This is a genomic window from Brevundimonas sp. (assembly GCF_041688735.1).
Taxonomy (GTDB): domain Bacteria; phylum Pseudomonadota; class Alphaproteobacteria; order Caulobacterales; family Caulobacteraceae; genus Brevundimonas.
This window is the reverse complement of the sequence record NZ_JBDNHO010000056.1, coordinates 1-16528: the sequence shown is the minus strand read 5'-3', so window position 1 is coordinate 16528 and position 16528 is coordinate 1. Positions and strand designations below refer to the sequence as shown.

Below are 16528 nucleotides of genomic sequence, written 5' to 3'. Positions count from 1 at the left end.
CGAGAACATGTTCGGCAGGCTCAAGGACTGGCGACGCATCCATACCCGCTACGACCGATGCGCACACACCTTCATGTCCGCCATCGCCATCGCCGCAACCGTCATCTTCTGGCTATGACGCAATGAGTCCTGAGCCTAGTTCGTACTGTCTATGAAAACAGACGAGTTTTTGATCTACGTGTGTACGAAGCAACCCGTTCAGTCGCTCGATATTTGGACTAACCTTGCTACGAGAATATTTGCCACTTTCAGCGTCAACCCCGAATATTATTATTCCGCCAAAAGTATTGTGATACGATAGTATAAGTCTCACTATGCCGCCACAGTAATCATCGGAGTACGAGAACGGCCAGCGGTCCTTGTAGTCCCACAGGTCAGACTCTTGGACTTCGAAGCGGAGACGGTCCTCGGAGATTAGCGACTGAAGGAATTCGGCATCTTGGGGCAACTCAACGGCTTCAATCACAGCGCCGATGGATTTGGTTGCATCTTGGATCACGACAAGCCCCTCAAGTTGCGGAAACGTTGCACAAAGATTCCGGATAGCCAAGGTTATTGAGCTCCCGGCCATCGCTGCTGCTCGGCCAGAGGTCGCCAGACGTGCTCGCTTCCAAGGGCTGACCCATGACCCCTCACCCGCTACGATGGGTGAATGGGGCAGGACGACAATCACTGGTGCGAGCTCGGCTTCGCCGAACAGACCACAGTCTTCAAGGGCCCGACCCAGAACGCGCGGGTGCTCAGTGAAGGCTGGGTCGCGGCGCAGATGTTCTGTCCCAACTGCGGCGCCGACCGGCTGCGCGCCCTGCCCAACAACTCGCCCGTCGCCGACTTCGACTGCGCGACCTGCGCCGAGGAATACGAGGTCAAGGCCACGAAGGGCCGGCTGGGCCGCAAGGTGGTCGATGGGGCCTATGGCACCATGACGGCCCGGCTGGCCGCGCGCAACAATCCCAATCTGGTGGTCATGGCCTATGACGGCGGGGCCGGGCGCGTCACCGAACTGATCGTCGTGCCGCGCTATTTCTTCGTTCAGTCGCTCATCGAGGCGCGCAGGCCGCTCGGCCCGCTGGCCCGCCGCGCGGGCTGGCAGGGCTGCAACATCCTGCTGGGAGACGTGCCGGCGGCGGGCCGGATCAGCCTGGTCCGCGCCGGCCTGCACGTGCCGAGGGCGACGGTACTGGCGCAGTGGCGCTCGACCCTGTTCCTGCGCGACGCGGGCCTGAAGGCGCGGGGCTGGTTGTTGGCCGTGATGACGGCGGTGGAGCAGGTCGTCGCCCTTGGGGGCCGCCCCGAGTTCACCCTCGACGACGTCTACGCCCACGAGGCGCGGCTGGCGGCGCTCTATCCCGGCAACCACAACGTCCGCCCCAAGATCAGGCAGCAGCTGCAGGTGCTGCGCGACCGGGGCTGGCTGGCGTTCGATGGTCGCGGACGCTACCGCCGCACCTGATCCCCATCCACCGCTTTCGTCATCCTCCGGCAAGGCGGTTCAGCGCCGCGACCGGGGGACCTGGCGGCGCGCGCGAGCGGGACACTGTCGGGAGCGCGGTTGTCGCTGTTGCGCATCGTTTCCCGCCACCGGTATTTCGCCGCCGTCGCGGCGCCGCTGGGTCCCCCGGTCTCGGCTTCGCCTCGCCGGAGGATGACGAAAGCGGGGGGGAGACGACTGTCAGCCCGTCTGGAAGCGCTCATTCAGCGAAGGCGCGCTGCGCGAGGGTGGAGGCCGCGCGAAATCCGGGCCGGTCAACCGCAAACCGTTTGCCGCTCTAGGCGCACAGGCTGTTCGGCGCCCCGTCCAGATGCAGGTGGTCGCGGTGGGCCTCGTTGTAGTCGGGCGTCAGGACGGTGGAGAAGACCCGGCACGCGCCCTGGCGGATGCGCTTCAGGAAGCTCTGGCCCTCGGCGCCGGCGGGGCCCGCGCCCGACCAGTCGGCCAAGACCGAGACCCGGCGGCCGTCGGCCAGGACCAGGCCCGAGACGTCCAGCGCATTGGCCCGCGCATGCTCGCTGGGTCGGGCGGCCACGTCGGTCTGGCCATAGATGCGGCGGCAGGCGTAGGTGCCCATATTCTCCACCCGGGCGACTTTCGAGCCGTAGATGGACCGGGCGGCGGGTTGCAGCACCTGCCGGTCCCAGATGACGTAGCGCACGGCCAGCGGGCACTGCATGATCAGTCCGCCCGGCGACAGGGGCGTCACCGCGCCGCCCGTGATCCGCACCGCGCCGCGCACGACGCAGAAGCCGCCGTCGTCCTTGTCCTCGGCCCGCTCGACCGTGACCCCGGCCTCGCGCAGCACCTGCATACAGGCGTCGGTGACCGCCGTGGTCTGTTCCGGCGCGGCCAGCCGGGCCAGTTCGAAATCGGCCACCTTGGCCGCCGTCGCCGTGCCGATCGGACGGTTCAGGTCCAGCGGCTTCCACGGCAGGTCCTGGGGCGGCGCGAACAGATTGAGCATGGCGAAGGCCGCGCAAACGCCCAGCGCGACCTCCCACATCAGATTCCAGAAATCGGCGAAGTCGCGCTTCATGCCCGACCTGCCTTAGCCCCCCCCCGCGTCGGGAGGAAGACGCCTTCGGGCCGGGGCGGTCATCATCGCCGGCCGACGCCCCTGTCCGACGGCACGTGAAAAGGCGTTAATCTTGTGGCGCGTCGCCACCCGGCCCAGACTGGTCCGACACCGCGCCAGAAAGACCACCCCATGAGCAAGTCCGCCGACTACCAGACCGAACTCGAACGGCTTCAGCTTCGACTGGTCGAGGCTCAGGCCTGGGCGATCGAGCAGGGCAAGAAGATCGTCATGGTGTTCGAGGGGCGCGACGCCGCGGGCAAGGACGGCTCGATCACCCGCATCACGGAATACATGTCCCCGCGCCAGACCCGGGTCATCGCCCTGCCAAAGCCGACGGAGCACGAGGCCAGCCAGTGGTATCTCCAGCGCTATGTCCCGTATCTACCTGGGGCGGGCCAGACCGTGCTGTTCAACCGCTCCTGGTACAACCGGGCCGGCGTCGAACCGGTCATGGGATTCTGCACGCCGGAACAGCACGCCCAGTTCCTGAAGGACGCGCCGCGGTTCGAGCGGATGCTGACCGATTCCGGCATCCTGTTGATCAAGCTGTGGTTCGACATCTCGAAGGAAGAACAGGCGGCGCGCCTGGCCGAGCGGGTCGAGGATCCGCTGAAGCGGTTCAAGATCTCGGCTCTGGACGCCGAGGCGCAGACGCGGTGGGACGCCTATTCCGCCGCCCGCGACCGCATGCTGGCCGAGACGCACGTCCCCCACGCCCCGTGGACGGTCATCGCCACCGACCACAAGAAGATCGCCCGGCTGAACGTGCTGCGGCATGTGCTGCGTCGGCTCGGCGCGCCGGGATCCAAGGCCGAGAGGCCGGACAAGGACATCGTCTTCCCGGCCGACGGCGCGGCCGGCCGGCTGGCACCCTGATCAGAAGCCGAGTTCGGCCCTCGCGGCCTCGGACGTCAGGCCGGACGCGCGCAGCGCCCTCAGCGTGACCGCGCCGTCCCGCTTGGCGAAGCGCCGCCCGTCCGTCCCGATCACCAGCCGGTGGTGGCGGTAAACCGGCGTCGGCCAGTCCATCAGCGCTTGAATGAGGGCCTGGATGTGGGTCGCCTCGAACAGGTCCTGACCCCGGATGACGTGGCTGACCCCCTGCAGCGCGTCGTCGTGGGTCACCGCCAGATGATAGGCCGTCCCGGCGTCCTTGCGGGCCAGGACGACGTCACCCGCGGTCTCCGGCAGGGCGCGGATCAGGCCGCGCTCCCCCTGCGGGCCTTCGCCTTCCTCGATGAACGAAAGCCTGTCCCACCGCGCGCCGCCCAACGCCTCGCGCGCCCGGTCCAGCGACAGCCGCCAGGCGAAGGCGCGGCCCTCGCCCAGCATCCCGGCCTCATCGTCGGGCGCGTGGGGGCCGGGGCGCACGGCCTCCACCGCTCCGTGCGGCGCGTCGCCGATGCCGTCGAGGATCTCCTTGCGGGTACGAAAGCATCGGTAGAGCAGGCCGCGCGTCCGCAACGTCTGCACCACCGACGCATAGTCCGGCAGGTGATCCGACTGCCGCCGGACCGGCTCCTCCCAATCCAGGCCCAGCCAGGTCAGGTCCTCGACGATCCCGGTCTCGAACTCGGGCCGGCACCGGGTCGGGTCGATGTCCTCGACGCGAAGCAGGAACCGCCCGCCTTCCGCCCTCGCCGCCGTCCACGCCGTCAGGGCAGAGAAGGCATGGCCCTTGTGCAGGCGGCCGGTCGGCGAGGGGGCGAAGCGGGTGGTGAACATGTGGGCCAGACTAGCGGGAACCGGCCGTCGTCGTCAGGCCTCGCGACCGGGCGCTTGTCAGGCCGGCGGGCGACGCTAGAGCTTGATCGTTTTAGGCGTGATCGCTTCGCGATTCCGCCGCTGCCGTGAATCAGGCTCCAGCATGATCCAGGAGCGAAATCCGGGTTCGGACGCGATCGCGTCCAAACCGATTTCGCTCTAGGCTTGCTCATGGTTCTCGTCCTGATCCCCGCCGACATCGCCGCCGCCCGACTGGCGCTGGTGGCGCTCGACCCCGCCCTGGCCCAGGCCCATGCCCAAACAGCCCCGTTCGACTGGCGCATGCGCACGGGTGGGTTCGAAGGTCTGTTCCGGATGATCGTCGAACAGCAGGTCTCGGTCGCCTCCGCCGCGTCGGTCTGGAAACGCGTTGTCGAAGGTCTGCACGGAGAGATCACGCCCCGAACCGTTCTGGCGCTTGAGGTCGACCATTTGCGGACCTTCGGCCTGTCGGGCCAGAAGGCGCGTTACGGCCACGAGATCGCCCGCGCGCAGGTCGACGGCCGGATTGACTTCGACCATCTGGAAACCCTGTCCGACGCCGAGGCCATCGCCCGACTGGTGGCGATCAAGGGCGTCGGCAAATGGACGGCGGAAACCTTCCTGATGTTATGCGAGGGGCGGCTGGACATCTTCCCCGGCGGCGACATCGCCTTGCAGGAGGCGATACGCTGGGCCGACGGCGCCGCTCTGCGTCCGCGCGAGCAGGAAGCCCATGCCCGCGCGGAAATCTGGCGACCCCACCGTAGCGTGGCGGCGCTTCTGCTGTGGGGGTGGTATGTAGCGGTGAAGCGCGGGGAGGTCGTGCTGGAGCCCGCCAATCCATGACGCCACTGGCCGATCCCGTCCTGACCGATCCCCAGACCGTGCTCGGCGCGCTCGATTTCGCGGGCGTGGCCGTCTTCGCCGCGACCGGGGCCCTGGCGGCGGCGCGCGAACGGCAGGACCTGGTCACCTTCGCCTTCTTTGGGGCCATCACCGGCGTCGGCGGCGGCACCCTGCGAGACCTGCTGATCGGTGCGCCGGTCTTCTGGGTGCAGGACTGGCGCTATATCGCCGTCTGCCTGTTGGCCACCCTGGGGGTGTGGATGCTGGGCGCGCGGCCGTGGCGGTTCAGGGCCCTGCTTTGGCTCGATGCGATCGGTCTGGCCGCCTATGGCGTGCTGGGCGCGGCCAAGGCCGCCGCCTACGACATGGCCCCGTTGATCTGCATCGTCATGGGCGCTCTGACCGCCTGTTTCGGCGGCGTGGTGCGCGACCTGCTGGCGGGTCAGCCCTCCATCCTGCTGCGGCGCGAGATCACCGTCTCTGCGGCCCTGCTGGCGGCCACCGTCTTCGTCGTCGCGCGGTTCGTCGGGTTGGACGCCTGGCCCGCCGCCCTGGTTGCCGCGCCCTGTGGCGTCGCCCTGCGCGCGGGCGCATTGATCTGGGGCTGGAGCCTTCCCGCTTTTCCTGGAGACGCGACCCGGAGCTGAGCGTTACGGAACTGTCTCGGGGCGGTCATCGCCAGACCGCCGAATCAAGGATAGGTTTCCAGCACAGCCAAGGAAGGAGCCTTGTCTTCAGTACTCTCGCGTCCATCCACGCTCCGACGGCAAGGCCCTGATGCCGGTGCTTGATCGTCCGCCTTCCGGCTGGCCCGCGTTGGTGCTGAACGCCGATTTTCGGCCGTTGTCCTACTATCCCCTGTCGATCTGGCCGTGGGAGGAAGTGGTCAAGGCGGTCTATCAGAACCGCGTCGACGTAGTGTCAACCTATGACAAGGTTGTCCGCAGCCCCTCGATGGAAATGGTCCTGCCCAGCGTCATCGCGCTGAAGAGCTACGTCGATCAGGACCGCCAGCCAGCCTTCACCCGTTTCAACGTCTTCCTGCGCGACGGTTTCGCCTGCCAGTACTGCCGCTCGACGGCCGAGCTGACCTTCGATCACGTCGTGCCGCGTTCGAAGGGCGGCCGCACCACCTGGGAAAACATCGTCGCCGCCTGTTCGCCCTGCAATCTGCGCAAGGGTGGGCGCACGCCCCGGCAGGCCGGCATGCCGTTGCGCCGTGCGCCGCTCCGTCCGAATGCGTGGCAGCTGCAGGAATTCGGACGCCGCTTCCCGCCCCACTACCTGCACCAGAGCTGGCTCGACTACCTGTATTGGGACATCGAACTGGAGCCGTAGGGTTGATCGGCGACCGACTGGAACACCGGCCCAACCCCGACGTTGACGGCGTGCCCCCATTGCGCCAGTCGAGCCCTCATGAAAATCCGTGTCCGCGCCGATCTGGTTTATCGCTTCGATCCGCCGACGGACGCGATCTACAAGATCCAGGTCGCCCACTGGCCGGGCCAGACGGTGATCGAGGAAAGCATGACCACCACGCCCTCCATCGCCTTCGTCGAGGACCAAGACGAGGAGTTCGGGGCCCGGACGCTGCGCGCCCACCTGTCGGGCGAGGTGGCCCTGACCTATACTGCCGTAGTCGACAACGGCGTGCTCAAGGGCTTGCCGCCCGTTACGGTTCAGCACGACTGGGGCGACCTGCCTGCGGATGTGCTGACCTACCTCTGGCCCAGCCGCTATTGCCCTTCCGACCAGTTTGGTCGTTTCGCCGAGCGGACCTTCGGCGGCACGGTCGGCGGCGACCGGGTGCTGAAGATACTCGAATGGATCAAGGCCGAGATCGACTATGAGCCAGGCGCGTCGGACAGCGAGACCACCGCGGCCCGCACCTTCATCGACCGCGCCGGGGTGTGTCGCGACTTTACCCATATGGGCATCACCCTGTGCCGCGCCTCGGGCATTCCGGCGCGGGCGGTCAGCGCCTTCGCGCACCAGCTGAACCCGCCGGACTTCCACGCCATCTTCGAGGTCTGGCTTTCGAACGGCTGGTGGCTGGTCGATCCCACGGGGCTGGCACCGGTCGAGGGTCTGGTGCGCATCGCCTGCGGCCGCGACGCCGCCGACATCGCCTTCCTGACCACCCAAGGCCGCTGCGAGCTGGTTCGTCAGTCGGTGACGGCGGAAGCGATCTAGACGACTCTTGCTTCAGGTCGAATCGACCTGAATCCAAAAAATGGTCCAGAATCATGCTGGAGCGAAATCTGAGCCTTGATGGACTGCGTCCATCAAGGCTCAGATTTCGCTCTAGGCCCTGACCGGTTGATGAGGAATCGCTTCGCGATACCGCCGATGCCGTGAATCAGGCTCCAGCATGATCCTGGAGCGAACTCGCCGACGGCAGGCTGATGATGAAGCGGGCCCCGGTTCCCTCGCGGTCTTCCACCCTCACGCTGCCCCCGGCCTGAGCGGCGGCGCCCGCGACCTGGGCCAGGCCCAGACCCGTGCCTTGACCCGCCGGCTTGGTGGTGAAGAAGGGCTCGAACAGCCGTTCCCGGAGGGCGGCGGGGATGCCGGTGCCCGTGTCGGTGACGGCGATCTCGACCATGCCCCCGGCCCGGCGGGCCGAGACGTCGAGCGCGCCTTGGCCGGCCATCGCGTCGCGAGCGTTGATGGCCAGGTTCAGCAGCGCGAGCTCCAGCTGGTCGCGATTAGCGACGGCCGTCCCCGCGTCCGCCGCCGCGGCGATGGTCAGGGTCACACCGTCGCCGACCGATTGGCGCAGCAGTTCGCTGACGTCGTTCAGCAAAGCCGCGACATCCACCGCCTCCTTGTCGGCCCCACCCTCGCGCGCGAAGCTGAGCAGCTGGTTCGACAGTCGCGCGCCCCGCTGCGCGGCCTCCAGCGCCATTCCGGCCCGTCGCTTGACGTCGGCCGCGACGTCCGCCGAGCGGATGCGCTCAAGATTTCCGATGACCACGGTCAGCAGGTTGTTGAAGTCATGGGCCACCCCGCTGCTGAACCGGCCGATGGCCTCGCCCTTCTGCAGGCGCAGCATCTGCTCCTCGGTGCGTCGCCGCGCGGCCATGTCGATCAGGCCGTAGGTAATGACGCCCCCGCCTGCCAACAGGGTTGCCAAGGCTCCGCCGACCAGGACGATGAACAGCCAGAAGCGGGGTGTATCGATCAACTTGTTGCTCACGGCGACGTGGGCGGACCAGTCGCTGGAGACCGAGGTGAAATAGGCGGAGTAGTTCTCCAGTCCCTCATAGGTCCGGCCGCGATAGACGCCGGTGCCACCCTTGGCGACCGCGTTACGGACATAGATGGTGGCCGGGGTTCCAACACGCTTGTCGAAGTCCAGCGAACGGGCGACGAAATTTCCCCTGCGGTCGACGAGGGCGATGACCACCCCTTCGTCGACCTCGCGCATCAACATCGATTGATAATCGCGCGGATCAATCAGGGCGACCAGGTCGAAGCCTGGCGCACCGGGAAGGGGTTGGTGCAGGATCACGCATGGACAGCCGTCACCGGTACGCACGAGTTCCAGATCGGTGCCGGTGGGAACGGGACGCGGTGCGCCACCGTCTGCGACGCGGGTGTCGACCACGGCACGGCCGGTTCGCTCGTCGACCACCAGAACGGCGCGCCAGCCCGGATTGACCGACATGACGCTGCGCGAGCGCCGGGCTGCCGCACGCCAGTCGCGCCGCATCAGCGTATCGGCGGTTGAAAACGTCCTCAGGGCACCGCGCTCGACGGCCAGCTGGTTGTCCACCGCCGTGATCAGCGACTTCGCCTTGTCCAGCGCCCGCACCTCGACCGTGGCCTGCGCGCGCATGAGGCCGAGGATCAGAGCCCAGGCCAGCAGCAGAATGGCGGGCAGCAGGAGCAATCCGCCGATTATGATCAGCAGTCTCTGTCCAGACCCCACAGCCAAAGGTCGCATTCGTGCGGGCCTTCCTCGTTCCGACTCACGGTAAAGCTTGATGTCCGGTTTGGTTTCACCCGTGCCATCGATCAGTCCGGTGATCCTGCCGCCTTCCATCTCTCGATGAATTCCAGCCGCCTCAGCACCTTGTTCTCCGGGTCGATCAGGACGTGCGCGCCCTCGGCCGCGGCCACGCGCCCATGCCCGCCGGTCATGGCCACCGTGCGGCGTCGACCGTCGATCTCGACCTCGACCGGCATCGGAAAGACCCCGCCGTCGCCGGTGACCCATTCCAGCGTCAGGCCCCGGTCGTCCCGCGTCTGGCGCAGGTCGGGCAGGGCTGCCTGATACAGATAGCCCCGGAAGAACCAGGCCAGGTCGCGACCGCTCTCCGCAGTGACGATGGCCAGGAATTCGTCGGTCGAGGCGTTGCGCGGCCGGAATTCACCCGGGCGCGGCGTCGGCGTGCCGTAGATCAGTCGCGTCAAGGCGCGGAAGAAGGCCTCGTCGCCGATCAGCATGCGCAGGCTGTGCGCGATCAGCGAACCCTTGTTGTAGATGTCCAGGCCAGGCCCGACGCCGCCCTGATAGACCTGGTCCTCGGTCTTGTCCTCGCCGGACACGACGGGGAATGTGTTGAGCAGGTCATTGCGCTGATCGAGCAGCTCGGCCTGCATGTAGCGGTCGCCGTTCAACCAGCCCAGGTAGAGCGGCTGCATATAGCTGCCCAATCCCTCGTGCAGCCACATGTCGTCGGCGTTGCTGTTGGTCATCTGGTTGCCGAACCACTCGTGCGCCATCTCGTGGTGCAGCAGCCAGTCGTAGTTCTTGCCGTCCAGCCTGTAGCCGTTGCCGTAGGCGTTGATCGTCTGGTGCTCCATGCCCAGGTGCGGCGTCGCGACGACCCCCAGCTTCTCGTCGGCGAAAGGATAGGGGCCGACGGTCGCCTCATAGAAGTCGATCATGGGCGTGATCTCGTCGAACAGGGCGCGGGCCTTGGCCGGATCGTCGGACGCCAGATGCCAGTACTGGATCGGGAAGCTGTTGCCGAAGCGGCTCTGGTAGGTGTCGCTGATCTCGACGTAGGGGCCGATGTTCAGGGCGATCGCATACGTATTGGGATTGGCGGCGGACCAGTTCCAGGTCGTCCAGCCGTCGCCGTGGTCGGTCTTGCCCAGGAATTTTCCGTTGGACGGCGCCGACAGGTTCGACGGCACGGTGATGTGCAGGTCCACCCGTCCCGGCTCGGCCAGCGGATGGTCGATACAGGGCCAGAAGAGGTCGCAGCCTTCGGGCTGGACGGCCGTGGCCACCCATGGCTCGCCTGACGGCGCCTTGCCCCAGACGAAACCGCCGTCCCACGGCGCGTTCGGCGCGATCCGGGGTTGGCCGGCATAGGCGACGCGCAACTGGACCCTTCCCCCCGCAGGCAGGTGCTCGACCAGCTCGACCGTCAGCCGCCCCTCCGGGTTGGACCAGCGGTCGCCGGGGACCACGGTCCCGTCGACCGCGACCTCGGAAATGATCAGCAGGGTGTCCAGCTCGACGGCCAGCCGTTCAATCGGCGCCGTCGCGGTGAAGTCCAGGACCGCCACGCCTTCGATGGCCTTGTCGTCCGGCATGACCTTCAAGGTCAGGTCGGCCACGTCGAACCGCATGGCCAACTGCTCGGGCGTGCGCGGCTGGTCGGTGCCCAGGGTGAAGGCGGTCGATTCGCGCGCCGGGGCCGTGGCGGCGGGCGTCAGGATGGCCGCAGCTTCGGGCCTTTGCGGCAAGACGTCCAGCGGTTCAACCGACGAGGTGACGGTGATCGACATACAGCCAGACAAGGCCAGTGCGGACAAGCCGGCTGCGACAATCGACAAAGGCCTTAACGACACGGACGGCGGCTCCCCGAAAACAGACCCACAGCCTAAACGGCGGCGGCCTTGATGCAATCGCCCCGCTCAGAAGTGCGCTCTTTTCGTTGCGCCGTCGTGGCGCGTCGCGCCCATCTGGCCCCGCGTCATGTCGCCAGAATCCAGCCGTGTCGGCCATAGAAAAAGGCCGGCGTTTCCGCAGGCCTTTTCAGATCTTCAATGCGGACGACCGATCAGGCGGCGGCGGCTTGCTCTGCCAGCTTGGCCTTCACCTGGCGCTTGATGCGCTGGGCGGCGATCGACAGCTGCTCGTCCTTGGCCTTGACGATGAACGGGTCGAGGCCGCCTTTATAGTCGAGGGTGCGCAGGGCGGCGTTGGAGATGCGCAGGCTGAAGGACTGGCCGAGGGCTTCCGAGGCGACCTTGACCGTCTTCAGCGACGGCAGGAAGCGGCGCTTGGTCTTGACGTTCGAGTGGCTCACGCTGTGGCCGACCATCGGGCCGATACCGGTGAGTTCGCAGCGACGCGACATCTGACTATCCTTCGGGCGGCGTCCACATGACGTGCGGACGCGTGAAACAGGTGCGCGCGGGAGGTCATCCCGCGCGAGAGGGGGGCGTATAGAGGAGGAGACGCCGCCGCGTCAAGGGTTGGAGCGGCCGCGATGCCCGTTCAGCCGCCGTTCAAATCCCGACATATATTTCGCATAGCCTCAACCCTTCGACTTTCCGGGAAAGACTGCATGACCCCCGCCCGCTCGCTTGTCGCCGCCATGATCGCCGGAGCCGCCCTGGTGGCACCTTCGGCCTCGACCATGGCCGCCATGGCCCCCCAGTCGAGCGCGGACACGGTGCTGCCCGGATACTGGCAATACACCACCAGCGCGGTCGGCGTGCGTGACACCGAGACCAAATGCGTGCGCCCCAGCGAGATCAACCGATTCTTCGGCGGCCTGTCGACGCGTCGCTGGCGCTGCGAATACCCGGTGCGCCAGGTCGGGGCCGGCAACGCCCGCTTCGAGGGCACCTGTACCGACCGCAAGGGCCGCCGCGTCAACGTGCGCCTGAACGGCACCTATCTGCAGGAGAGCTTCACCTTCAGGGGTGGCGCCCAGTTGGCCCGAGGCACGCCTTATCTGCCCGCCAGCATAACCGCCCGCCGCCTGAACGCCCAGTGCCCGGCCAACGCCGAGTATTTCTGACCGCCTCAAAGCAAAAGGCCCCGGAACGCTCCGGGGCCTTTCGTTCATTCAACGATGCGCTCGGCTCAAGCCGCTTCGGCCTCGGCTTCTTCGGCGGCTTCGGCGGCGGCGATGACGGCCTTCTTGGCGCTCAGCGACTTGCCCAGCAGTTCGACGGCGGCGACCTTGTCGATGCGGTTGGCGGCGGCGACTTCGCGGGCCATGCGGTCCAGGGCCGATTCATAGAGCTGACGCTCTGAATAGGACTGTTCCGGCTGGCTGTCGGCGCGGTGCAGGTCGCGGACCACTTCGGCGATCGAGATCAGGTCGCCGGAGTTGATCTTGGCTTCGTATTCCTGGGCGCGGCGCGACCACATGGTGCGCTTGATGCGGGCGCGGCCCTTGAGGGTCGTCAGCGCCCTGGTCACCACGTCGTCGGAGGCCAGGGTGCGCAGGCCGGCGGTCTTGGCCTTCTTGGTCGGGACGCGCAGGGTCATCTTCTCGTGGTCGAAGGTCACGACATAGACCTCCAGCGACATGCCCGCGACTTCCTGGACCTCGACGGCCGCCACCTTGCCGACGCCGTGCGCCGGATAGACGACCGCGTCGCCAATCTTGAATTCCAGAACGCTCTTGGTGGTCATGTCATTCCTTTCCCGGACTCAGGGCGGATGAAACGGAAACGCAAGTGACGACGATGGGCGCTCCGACGACGGCGAACCGTCGGCGGCGCAGCTCTATCAATCGTCAGGAGCGGAAACGGATCACCAGACCTCTGGCCGACCCCGCCTTCGTGGGCGGAGTTCTGTCGCAAACGCGGGCGGCGCGAGAAAATCGCCTGCCGCCCGACCCAATGAGGGGAACCTATCACAAAATTGCGGAATTTCAAAACGTCCGCAGCGTCAGCATACGGAAGGTCGTAAATACTCTCCAGAGACCGAACGGCGATCAGGAGCCCTTGCCGGGTTTCTCGGAGAAATACTTCTCGAACTTGCCGGTCTCGCGCTCGAACTGTTCGCCGTCGGCGGGCGGCGTGCCCTTGACCGTGATGTTGGGCCAGACCTTGGCGTATTCGGAGTTGACGATCAGCCATTTGCCGTCGGGCTCGTCCTCGGTGTCGGGCTTGATCGCATCGACGGGGCATTCCGGCTCGCAGACGCCGCAGTCGATGCACTCGTCCGGCGCGATGACGAGAAAATTCTCGCCCTCATAGAAGCAGTCGACCGGGCACACCTCAATGCAGTCCATGAACTTACATTTCACGCAGGCGTCGGTGACGATGTAGGTCATGGGGCGGTCAGGACGCGATCAGATGGCGTGAGGAAGGGGCAGCGCAAATGGCCCCGGCATGGGCGGGTGTCAACCGGCAGGACGCGTCGGCAGGCGGTAAAGCCCGCGCGCATCCTCCGGCGGCCCACGCCGGTCGCCCAGCGCCGCGACCGTAAGTTCGGTCAGCCGCCCGCCGAGGGCGAAAACCAGCGTGTCGCCGACGTGGACGCAGCGGCTGGGCTTGTCGAGCCGGGTCTGGACGCCGTTGTGCGTCAGTCGCACCAGACCGCCCTCGACCATGGCGGCGGCCAAAGACCGGGTCTTCGCGAACCGCGCCCGCCATAGCCAAAGGTCGATGCGGCATGAAGCTGACACCTGATTTCCGCTGATCCCGGCCTTCGCCGGGATGAGCGGAAGATGAAGAGAATTCATGCGGGTCTCCTGCGCTGGCGCGCCCGCTTTTGTCGCGCTGGGGCAGGCGGCGTGGTCAGCGCCGAAAGGGCCGCGAACGGCGAGTCCTTTATTGGCCTCGCCCCGGAGTCGCGGTCGGGATTTTTCGCCCGCGTCGCTTTCAGCGTCGTAATCAGGGCCTTCGCCTCCGCAGCCATGATCCCCAGTTCGGCCAGGTCGATGTCGCTCAGGACGCCTTTCGCCCGGTCCCGCCGTTCGCTTATGGCCTCCAACACCTCGACGCCGGCGGCGAACCGTCCGACCGCCCGCATTCCGAAGGCCGACAACAACCGCGCCGACGGCGGCTGTTCTTGCAGTGGGGTCAGCCCCGCTGTTTTCGGCCGGAACGACTCGCCGGTGACGAAGGCCTGGGCCAGCGCCTTGCCGCGGGGCTTCAGCACGCCCGGCAACCAGACCGAATGCGCCCCCAGGCGGATACCGAAGGTTTTCAGCGTCCGGCGTTCGACCTGGCTCAGCGCCGCCAGATCGCGCTCGACGTCGCGCCGGTTGATGACGCCGCCCGCCTCGACCAGCCGCCAGGCGACGCCGCGCGGCAGACCCTTCAGCGTCCCGTCCTCCATCGCCGTCTTCAGTCGTCGCAACGGCTTCAGCGCGCGCCCCGCCTCGGCCGCCAGCCAGGCCTCAAGGCGCCGTTGCGCCCGCTCGCGCGCCGCGACCGGCCCCAGATCGCCCAGCAGGCGGACTCGTGGCGCGAACCACGTCCCGCCCGAGACCTGCCCCGCCTGATCGCCGCGCCAAAGCACCGCGCCGTCCGGGGTGATGGAGAAGGCCTCGTCCGGTTCTGCCGCCAGCCGCCCCAGCCGTCGGGCGATCTCCGGCGTCACCGCCTGCCGGGCCGCGTGGCGCAAGATCCGGTCCTCCAGCGCGCTGGAGCCCTTGTCCATTTCGAAGGCCACGCCCGACAGCCGCCCGACCGAATGGCCCTCGACCACCACCGCGCCGTCGGCCTCGACGGCCGCGAACGCGTCTTCGCGCGCGTTCAGCGCCTGCATCAGGGCGGTCGTGCGCCGGTCCACGAACCGCGCCGTCAGTCGGGCGTGCAGCACGTCCGACAGCCGCTCCTCCAGCGCCCTGGTCCGGTCGCGCCAGCTCTGCGCCTGATCCAGCCAGTCTGGGCGATTGGCGATGTAGCTGAGGGTTCTCACGCCGCTCAGCCGCGCCGAAAGCTGGTCGATCTGGCCGTCGTCGCGATCCAGTTCGGCGAAGCGCGGCGCGACCCAGTCTTCGGTCAGCCGCCCGCGCTTGCCGGTCAGCGCCTGGAAGATCTCTTTCGACAGGCGCCCGTGCTCGTCCAGCGTCGTCTTCTGGAAGTCGGGCAATTGGCAGGCTTCCCACAGCCGCATGATGGCCCCGCGCGATCGACCGACGCGCGCCACGTCATCGTCCTTGATCAGGCGGCGCAGCAGGGTCTCGTCAAGCGCCGGCTGGGTCAGGTTCAGTGCCCGCACGCCCGGCGTCACCGTCAGCGAGCGCAGCAGGTCGGGCAGGGTGTCGAAATCCAGCCGGGCATTGCGCCACTCGGCTCCCTCGACCGGATCGAACCGGTGCTCGACCACCTGTTCTATCAGGTCGGGGTCCAGCTCCAGCGATTCGCCCGTGATGCCGAAGGTTCCGTCGCGCAGATGCCTTCCCGCCCGCCCGGCGATCTGGCCGATCTCGTGCGCGTGCAGCCAGCGCGTCCGCCGTCCGTCGAACTTGCGCAGACCCGCGAAAGCCACGTGGTCGACGTCCATGTTCAGCCCCATGCCGATGGCGTCGGTGGCGACCAGAAAGTCCACCTCGCCGGACTGGAACAGCTCGACCTGGGCGTTGCGGGTGCGGGGGCTCAAACTGCCCATGACCACCGCAGCCCCGCCTCTCTGACGGCGCAGCAGTTCGGCGATGGCGTAGACCTGCTCGGTCGAGAAGGCGACGACGGCGCTGCGGCGGGGCAGGCGGGTCAGCTTTTTGGACCCGGCATAGGACAGGGACGACAACCGGTCGCGCTGGACGATCTCGACGTCGGGGACCAGCGCCCGCATCAGCGGCGCCATCGTCCCTGCGCCCAGGAACATGGTCTCGAACCGGCCGCGCGCGTGCAGCAGCCGCTGGGTGAAGACGTGGCCGCGCTCGGGATCGGCGACCAGCTGGATTTCGTCGACGGCCAGGAACTCGACCGACCGCTCCAGCGGCATGGCCTCGACCGTGCAGACGAAATAGTGGGCGCGTGGCGGGACGATCTTTTCCTCGCCGGTGATCAGCGCCACCGCCGACGCCCCGCGCCGCTTGACGATCCGGTCATAGATCTCGCGCGCCAGTAGCCGCAGCGGCAGGCCGATCATGCCCGAGGCGTGACCCAGCATCCGCTCGACCGCCAGATGGGTCTTGCCGGTGTTGGTGGGGCCCAGGACCGCGACGACGCGCGAGGGGGCCTGACCGGAGGGGCGGTCGCTCATGATGGAGGCAAGGTGGCGCGTCCCGCCCTGTTCCTCAAGCGGTACCTTGGGCGGCCTTTTGACCCGGCTCCCGGAGACCTAGAGCAGCCGCCCGCTGAGTTGAATCGAATGTGATCGAGCGGGGGATTCCCATCGGGTCCGAACCGTGAGTCCATGGGTCTTCTGATTGGGAGGCTATTATGGGCAAGGCGCGTTCGGACGATCTTCGGGAGCGTGT

17 protein-coding genes are annotated in these 16528 nt (G+C 67.3%); 8 read left to right on the top strand and 9 right to left on the bottom strand.

All coding sequences use genetic code 11. The annotated features are described in order from the left end of the window. Positions 1-118: transposase (locus ACESMO_RS06240; RefSeq protein ID WP_372707189.1), on the top strand; the 118-nt coding region annotated here is incomplete at its 5' end. A 534-nt stretch (positions 119-652) separates the two neighbouring features. After that, positions 653-1453, top strand: coding sequence for a DpnI domain-containing protein (locus ACESMO_RS06235; RefSeq protein WP_372707306.1), 801 nt, complete (start codon positions 653-655; stop codon positions 1451-1453). A 316-nt stretch (positions 1454-1769) separates the two neighbouring features. On the opposite strand, the gene ACESMO_RS06230 is transcribed toward ACESMO_RS06235, so the two are convergent. Next, positions 1770-2531 carry an extensin family protein gene (locus ACESMO_RS06230; RefSeq protein ID WP_372707305.1) on the bottom strand — a complete coding sequence of 254 codons (762 nt, stop codon included), beginning with the start codon at positions 2529-2531 and terminating at the stop codon, positions 1770-1772. A gap of 171 nt (positions 2532-2702) precedes the next feature. On the opposite strand from ACESMO_RS06230, the gene ppk2 reads away from it, so the two are divergent. Next, positions 2703-3449 (top strand): polyphosphate kinase 2, encoded by a 747-nt coding sequence (gene ppk2, locus ACESMO_RS06225; protein ID WP_372707304.1) that lies wholly within the window; start codon positions 2703-2705, stop codon positions 3447-3449. Here the strand turns inward: ppk2 and gluQRS are convergent, their stop codons facing one another. Further along, complete coding sequence (gene gluQRS, locus ACESMO_RS06220) at positions 3450-4298, bottom strand: tRNA glutamyl-Q(34) synthetase GluQRS (protein WP_372707303.1); 849 nt, start codon at positions 4296-4298, stop codon at positions 3450-3452. Positions 4299-4508: 210 nt separating this feature from the next. On the opposite strand from gluQRS, the gene ACESMO_RS06215 reads away from it, so the two are divergent. The 4 genes from ACESMO_RS06215 (at position 4509) to ACESMO_RS06200 (ending at position 7358) form a co-directional block, all read left to right on the top strand. Then, a complete protein-coding gene (locus ACESMO_RS06215; protein WP_372707302.1) occupies positions 4509-5165 on the top strand; it encodes a DNA-3-methyladenine glycosylase in 657 nt (218 codons plus the stop codon). Beyond that, positions 5162-5812, top strand: a complete 651-nt coding sequence (locus tag ACESMO_RS06210) for a trimeric intracellular cation channel family protein (protein WP_372707301.1) — start codon at positions 5162-5164, stop codon at positions 5810-5812. Before ACESMO_RS06215 ends, ACESMO_RS06210 begins: the two co-directional genes overlap by 4 nt. Positions 5813-5942: 130 nt before the next feature. Continuing rightward, positions 5943-6503 (top strand): HNH endonuclease, encoded by a 561-nt coding sequence (locus tag ACESMO_RS06205; protein ID WP_372707300.1) that lies wholly within the window; start codon positions 5943-5945, stop codon positions 6501-6503. A 78-nt stretch (positions 6504-6581) separates the two neighbouring features. Further along, positions 6582-7358 carry a transglutaminase family protein gene (locus ACESMO_RS06200; RefSeq protein ID WP_372707299.1) on the top strand — a complete coding sequence of 259 codons (777 nt, stop codon included), beginning with the start codon at positions 6582-6584 and terminating at the stop codon, positions 7356-7358. Positions 7359-7524: 166 nt separating this feature from the next. Here ACESMO_RS06200 and ACESMO_RS06195 read toward each other — a convergent pair whose 3' ends face one another. From ACESMO_RS06195 to rpmB, 3 genes are all read right to left on the bottom strand, one after another. Then, entirely contained in the window at positions 7525-9060 is a 1536-nt protein-coding gene (locus ACESMO_RS06195; protein ID WP_372707298.1) for an ATP-binding protein, read from the bottom strand. Between the two features lie 125 nt (positions 9061-9185). Beyond that, positions 9186-10913, bottom strand: coding sequence for a M1 family metallopeptidase (locus ACESMO_RS06190; protein WP_372707297.1), 1728 nt, complete (start codon positions 10911-10913; stop codon positions 9186-9188). 275 nt (positions 10914-11188) lie between these two features. After that, a complete protein-coding gene (gene rpmB / locus ACESMO_RS06185; protein ID WP_372707296.1) occupies positions 11189-11488 on the bottom strand; it encodes a 50S ribosomal protein L28 in 300 nt (99 codons plus the stop codon). A gap of 210 nt (positions 11489-11698) precedes the next feature. Between rpmB and ACESMO_RS06180 the strand changes: the two genes are divergently transcribed. After that, entirely contained in the window at positions 11699-12157 is a 459-nt protein-coding gene (locus tag ACESMO_RS06180) for a DUF3617 domain-containing protein (RefSeq protein WP_372707295.1), read from the top strand. Between the two features lie 65 nt (positions 12158-12222). Here ACESMO_RS06180 and ACESMO_RS06175 read toward each other — a convergent pair whose 3' ends face one another. The 4 genes from ACESMO_RS06175 to ACESMO_RS06160 form a co-directional block, all read right to left on the bottom strand. After that, the gene (locus ACESMO_RS06175; protein WP_372707294.1) at positions 12223-12780 is read right to left on the bottom strand and encodes a CarD family transcriptional regulator; all 558 of its coding nucleotides are present in this window, start codon (positions 12778-12780) and stop codon (positions 12223-12225) included. Between the two features lie 304 nt (positions 12781-13084). After that, on the bottom strand, positions 13085-13426 hold the full coding sequence (gene fdxA / locus ACESMO_RS06170; protein WP_372707293.1) for a ferredoxin FdxA: 342 nt from the start codon (positions 13424-13426) through the stop codon (positions 13085-13087). A gap of 69 nt (positions 13427-13495) precedes the next feature. After that, complete coding sequence (locus ACESMO_RS06165; RefSeq protein ID WP_372707292.1) at positions 13496-13837, bottom strand: RNA-binding S4 domain-containing protein; 342 nt, start codon at positions 13835-13837, stop codon at positions 13496-13498. Further along, positions 13834-16311 carry a helicase-related protein gene (locus ACESMO_RS06160; RefSeq protein WP_372707291.1) on the bottom strand — a complete coding sequence of 826 codons (2478 nt, stop codon included), beginning with the start codon at positions 16309-16311 and terminating at the stop codon, positions 13834-13836. Before ACESMO_RS06160 ends, ACESMO_RS06165 begins: the two co-directional genes overlap by 4 nt. Between the last annotated feature and the right edge of the window lie 217 nt (positions 16312-16528).

What these genes read in the sequence shown, in the direction of transcription:
- ACESMO_RS06235 (WP_372707306.1), top strand. Translation starts at nt 653, where the DNA reads ATGGGGCAGGACGACAATCACTGGTGCGAGCTCGGCTTCGCCGAACAG.
- ACESMO_RS06230 (WP_372707305.1), bottom strand. Translation starts at nt 2,531, where the DNA reads ATGAAGCGCGACTTCGCCGATTTCTGGAATCTGATGTGGGAGGTCGCG.
- ppk2 (WP_372707304.1), top strand. Translation starts at nt 2,703, where the DNA reads ATGAGCAAGTCCGCCGACTACCAGACCGAACTCGAACGGCTTCAGCTT.
- gluQRS (WP_372707303.1), bottom strand. Translation starts at nt 4,298, where the DNA reads ATGTTCACCACCCGCTTCGCCCCCTCGCCGACCGGCCGCCTGCACAAG.
- ACESMO_RS06215 (WP_372707302.1), top strand. Translation starts at nt 4,509, where the DNA reads ATGGTTCTCGTCCTGATCCCCGCCGACATCGCCGCCGCCCGACTGGCG.
- ACESMO_RS06210 (WP_372707301.1), top strand. Translation starts at nt 5,162, where the DNA reads ATGACGCCACTGGCCGATCCCGTCCTGACCGATCCCCAGACCGTGCTC.
- ACESMO_RS06205 (WP_372707300.1), top strand. Translation starts at nt 5,943, where the DNA reads ATGCCGGTGCTTGATCGTCCGCCTTCCGGCTGGCCCGCGTTGGTGCTG.
- ACESMO_RS06200 (WP_372707299.1), top strand. Translation starts at nt 6,582, where the DNA reads ATGAAAATCCGTGTCCGCGCCGATCTGGTTTATCGCTTCGATCCGCCG.
- ACESMO_RS06190 (WP_372707297.1), bottom strand. Translation starts at nt 10,913, where the DNA reads ATGTCGATCACCGTCACCTCGTCGGTTGAACCGCTGGACGTCTTGCCG.
- rpmB (WP_372707296.1), bottom strand. Translation starts at nt 11,488, where the DNA reads ATGTCGCGTCGCTGCGAACTCACCGGTATCGGCCCGATGGTCGGCCAC.
- ACESMO_RS06180 (WP_372707295.1), top strand. Translation starts at nt 11,699, where the DNA reads ATGACCCCCGCCCGCTCGCTTGTCGCCGCCATGATCGCCGGAGCCGCC.
- ACESMO_RS06175 (WP_372707294.1), bottom strand. Translation starts at nt 12,780, where the DNA reads ATGACCACCAAGAGCGTTCTGGAATTCAAGATTGGCGACGCGGTCGTC.
- fdxA (WP_372707293.1), bottom strand. Translation starts at nt 13,426, where the DNA reads ATGACCTACATCGTCACCGACGCCTGCGTGAAATGTAAGTTCATGGAC.
- ACESMO_RS06165 (WP_372707292.1), bottom strand. Translation starts at nt 13,837, where the DNA reads ATGAATTCTCTTCATCTTCCGCTCATCCCGGCGAAGGCCGGGATCAGC.
- ACESMO_RS06160 (WP_372707291.1), bottom strand. Translation starts at nt 16,311, where the DNA reads ATGAGCGACCGCCCCTCCGGTCAGGCCCCCTCGCGCGTCGTCGCGGTC.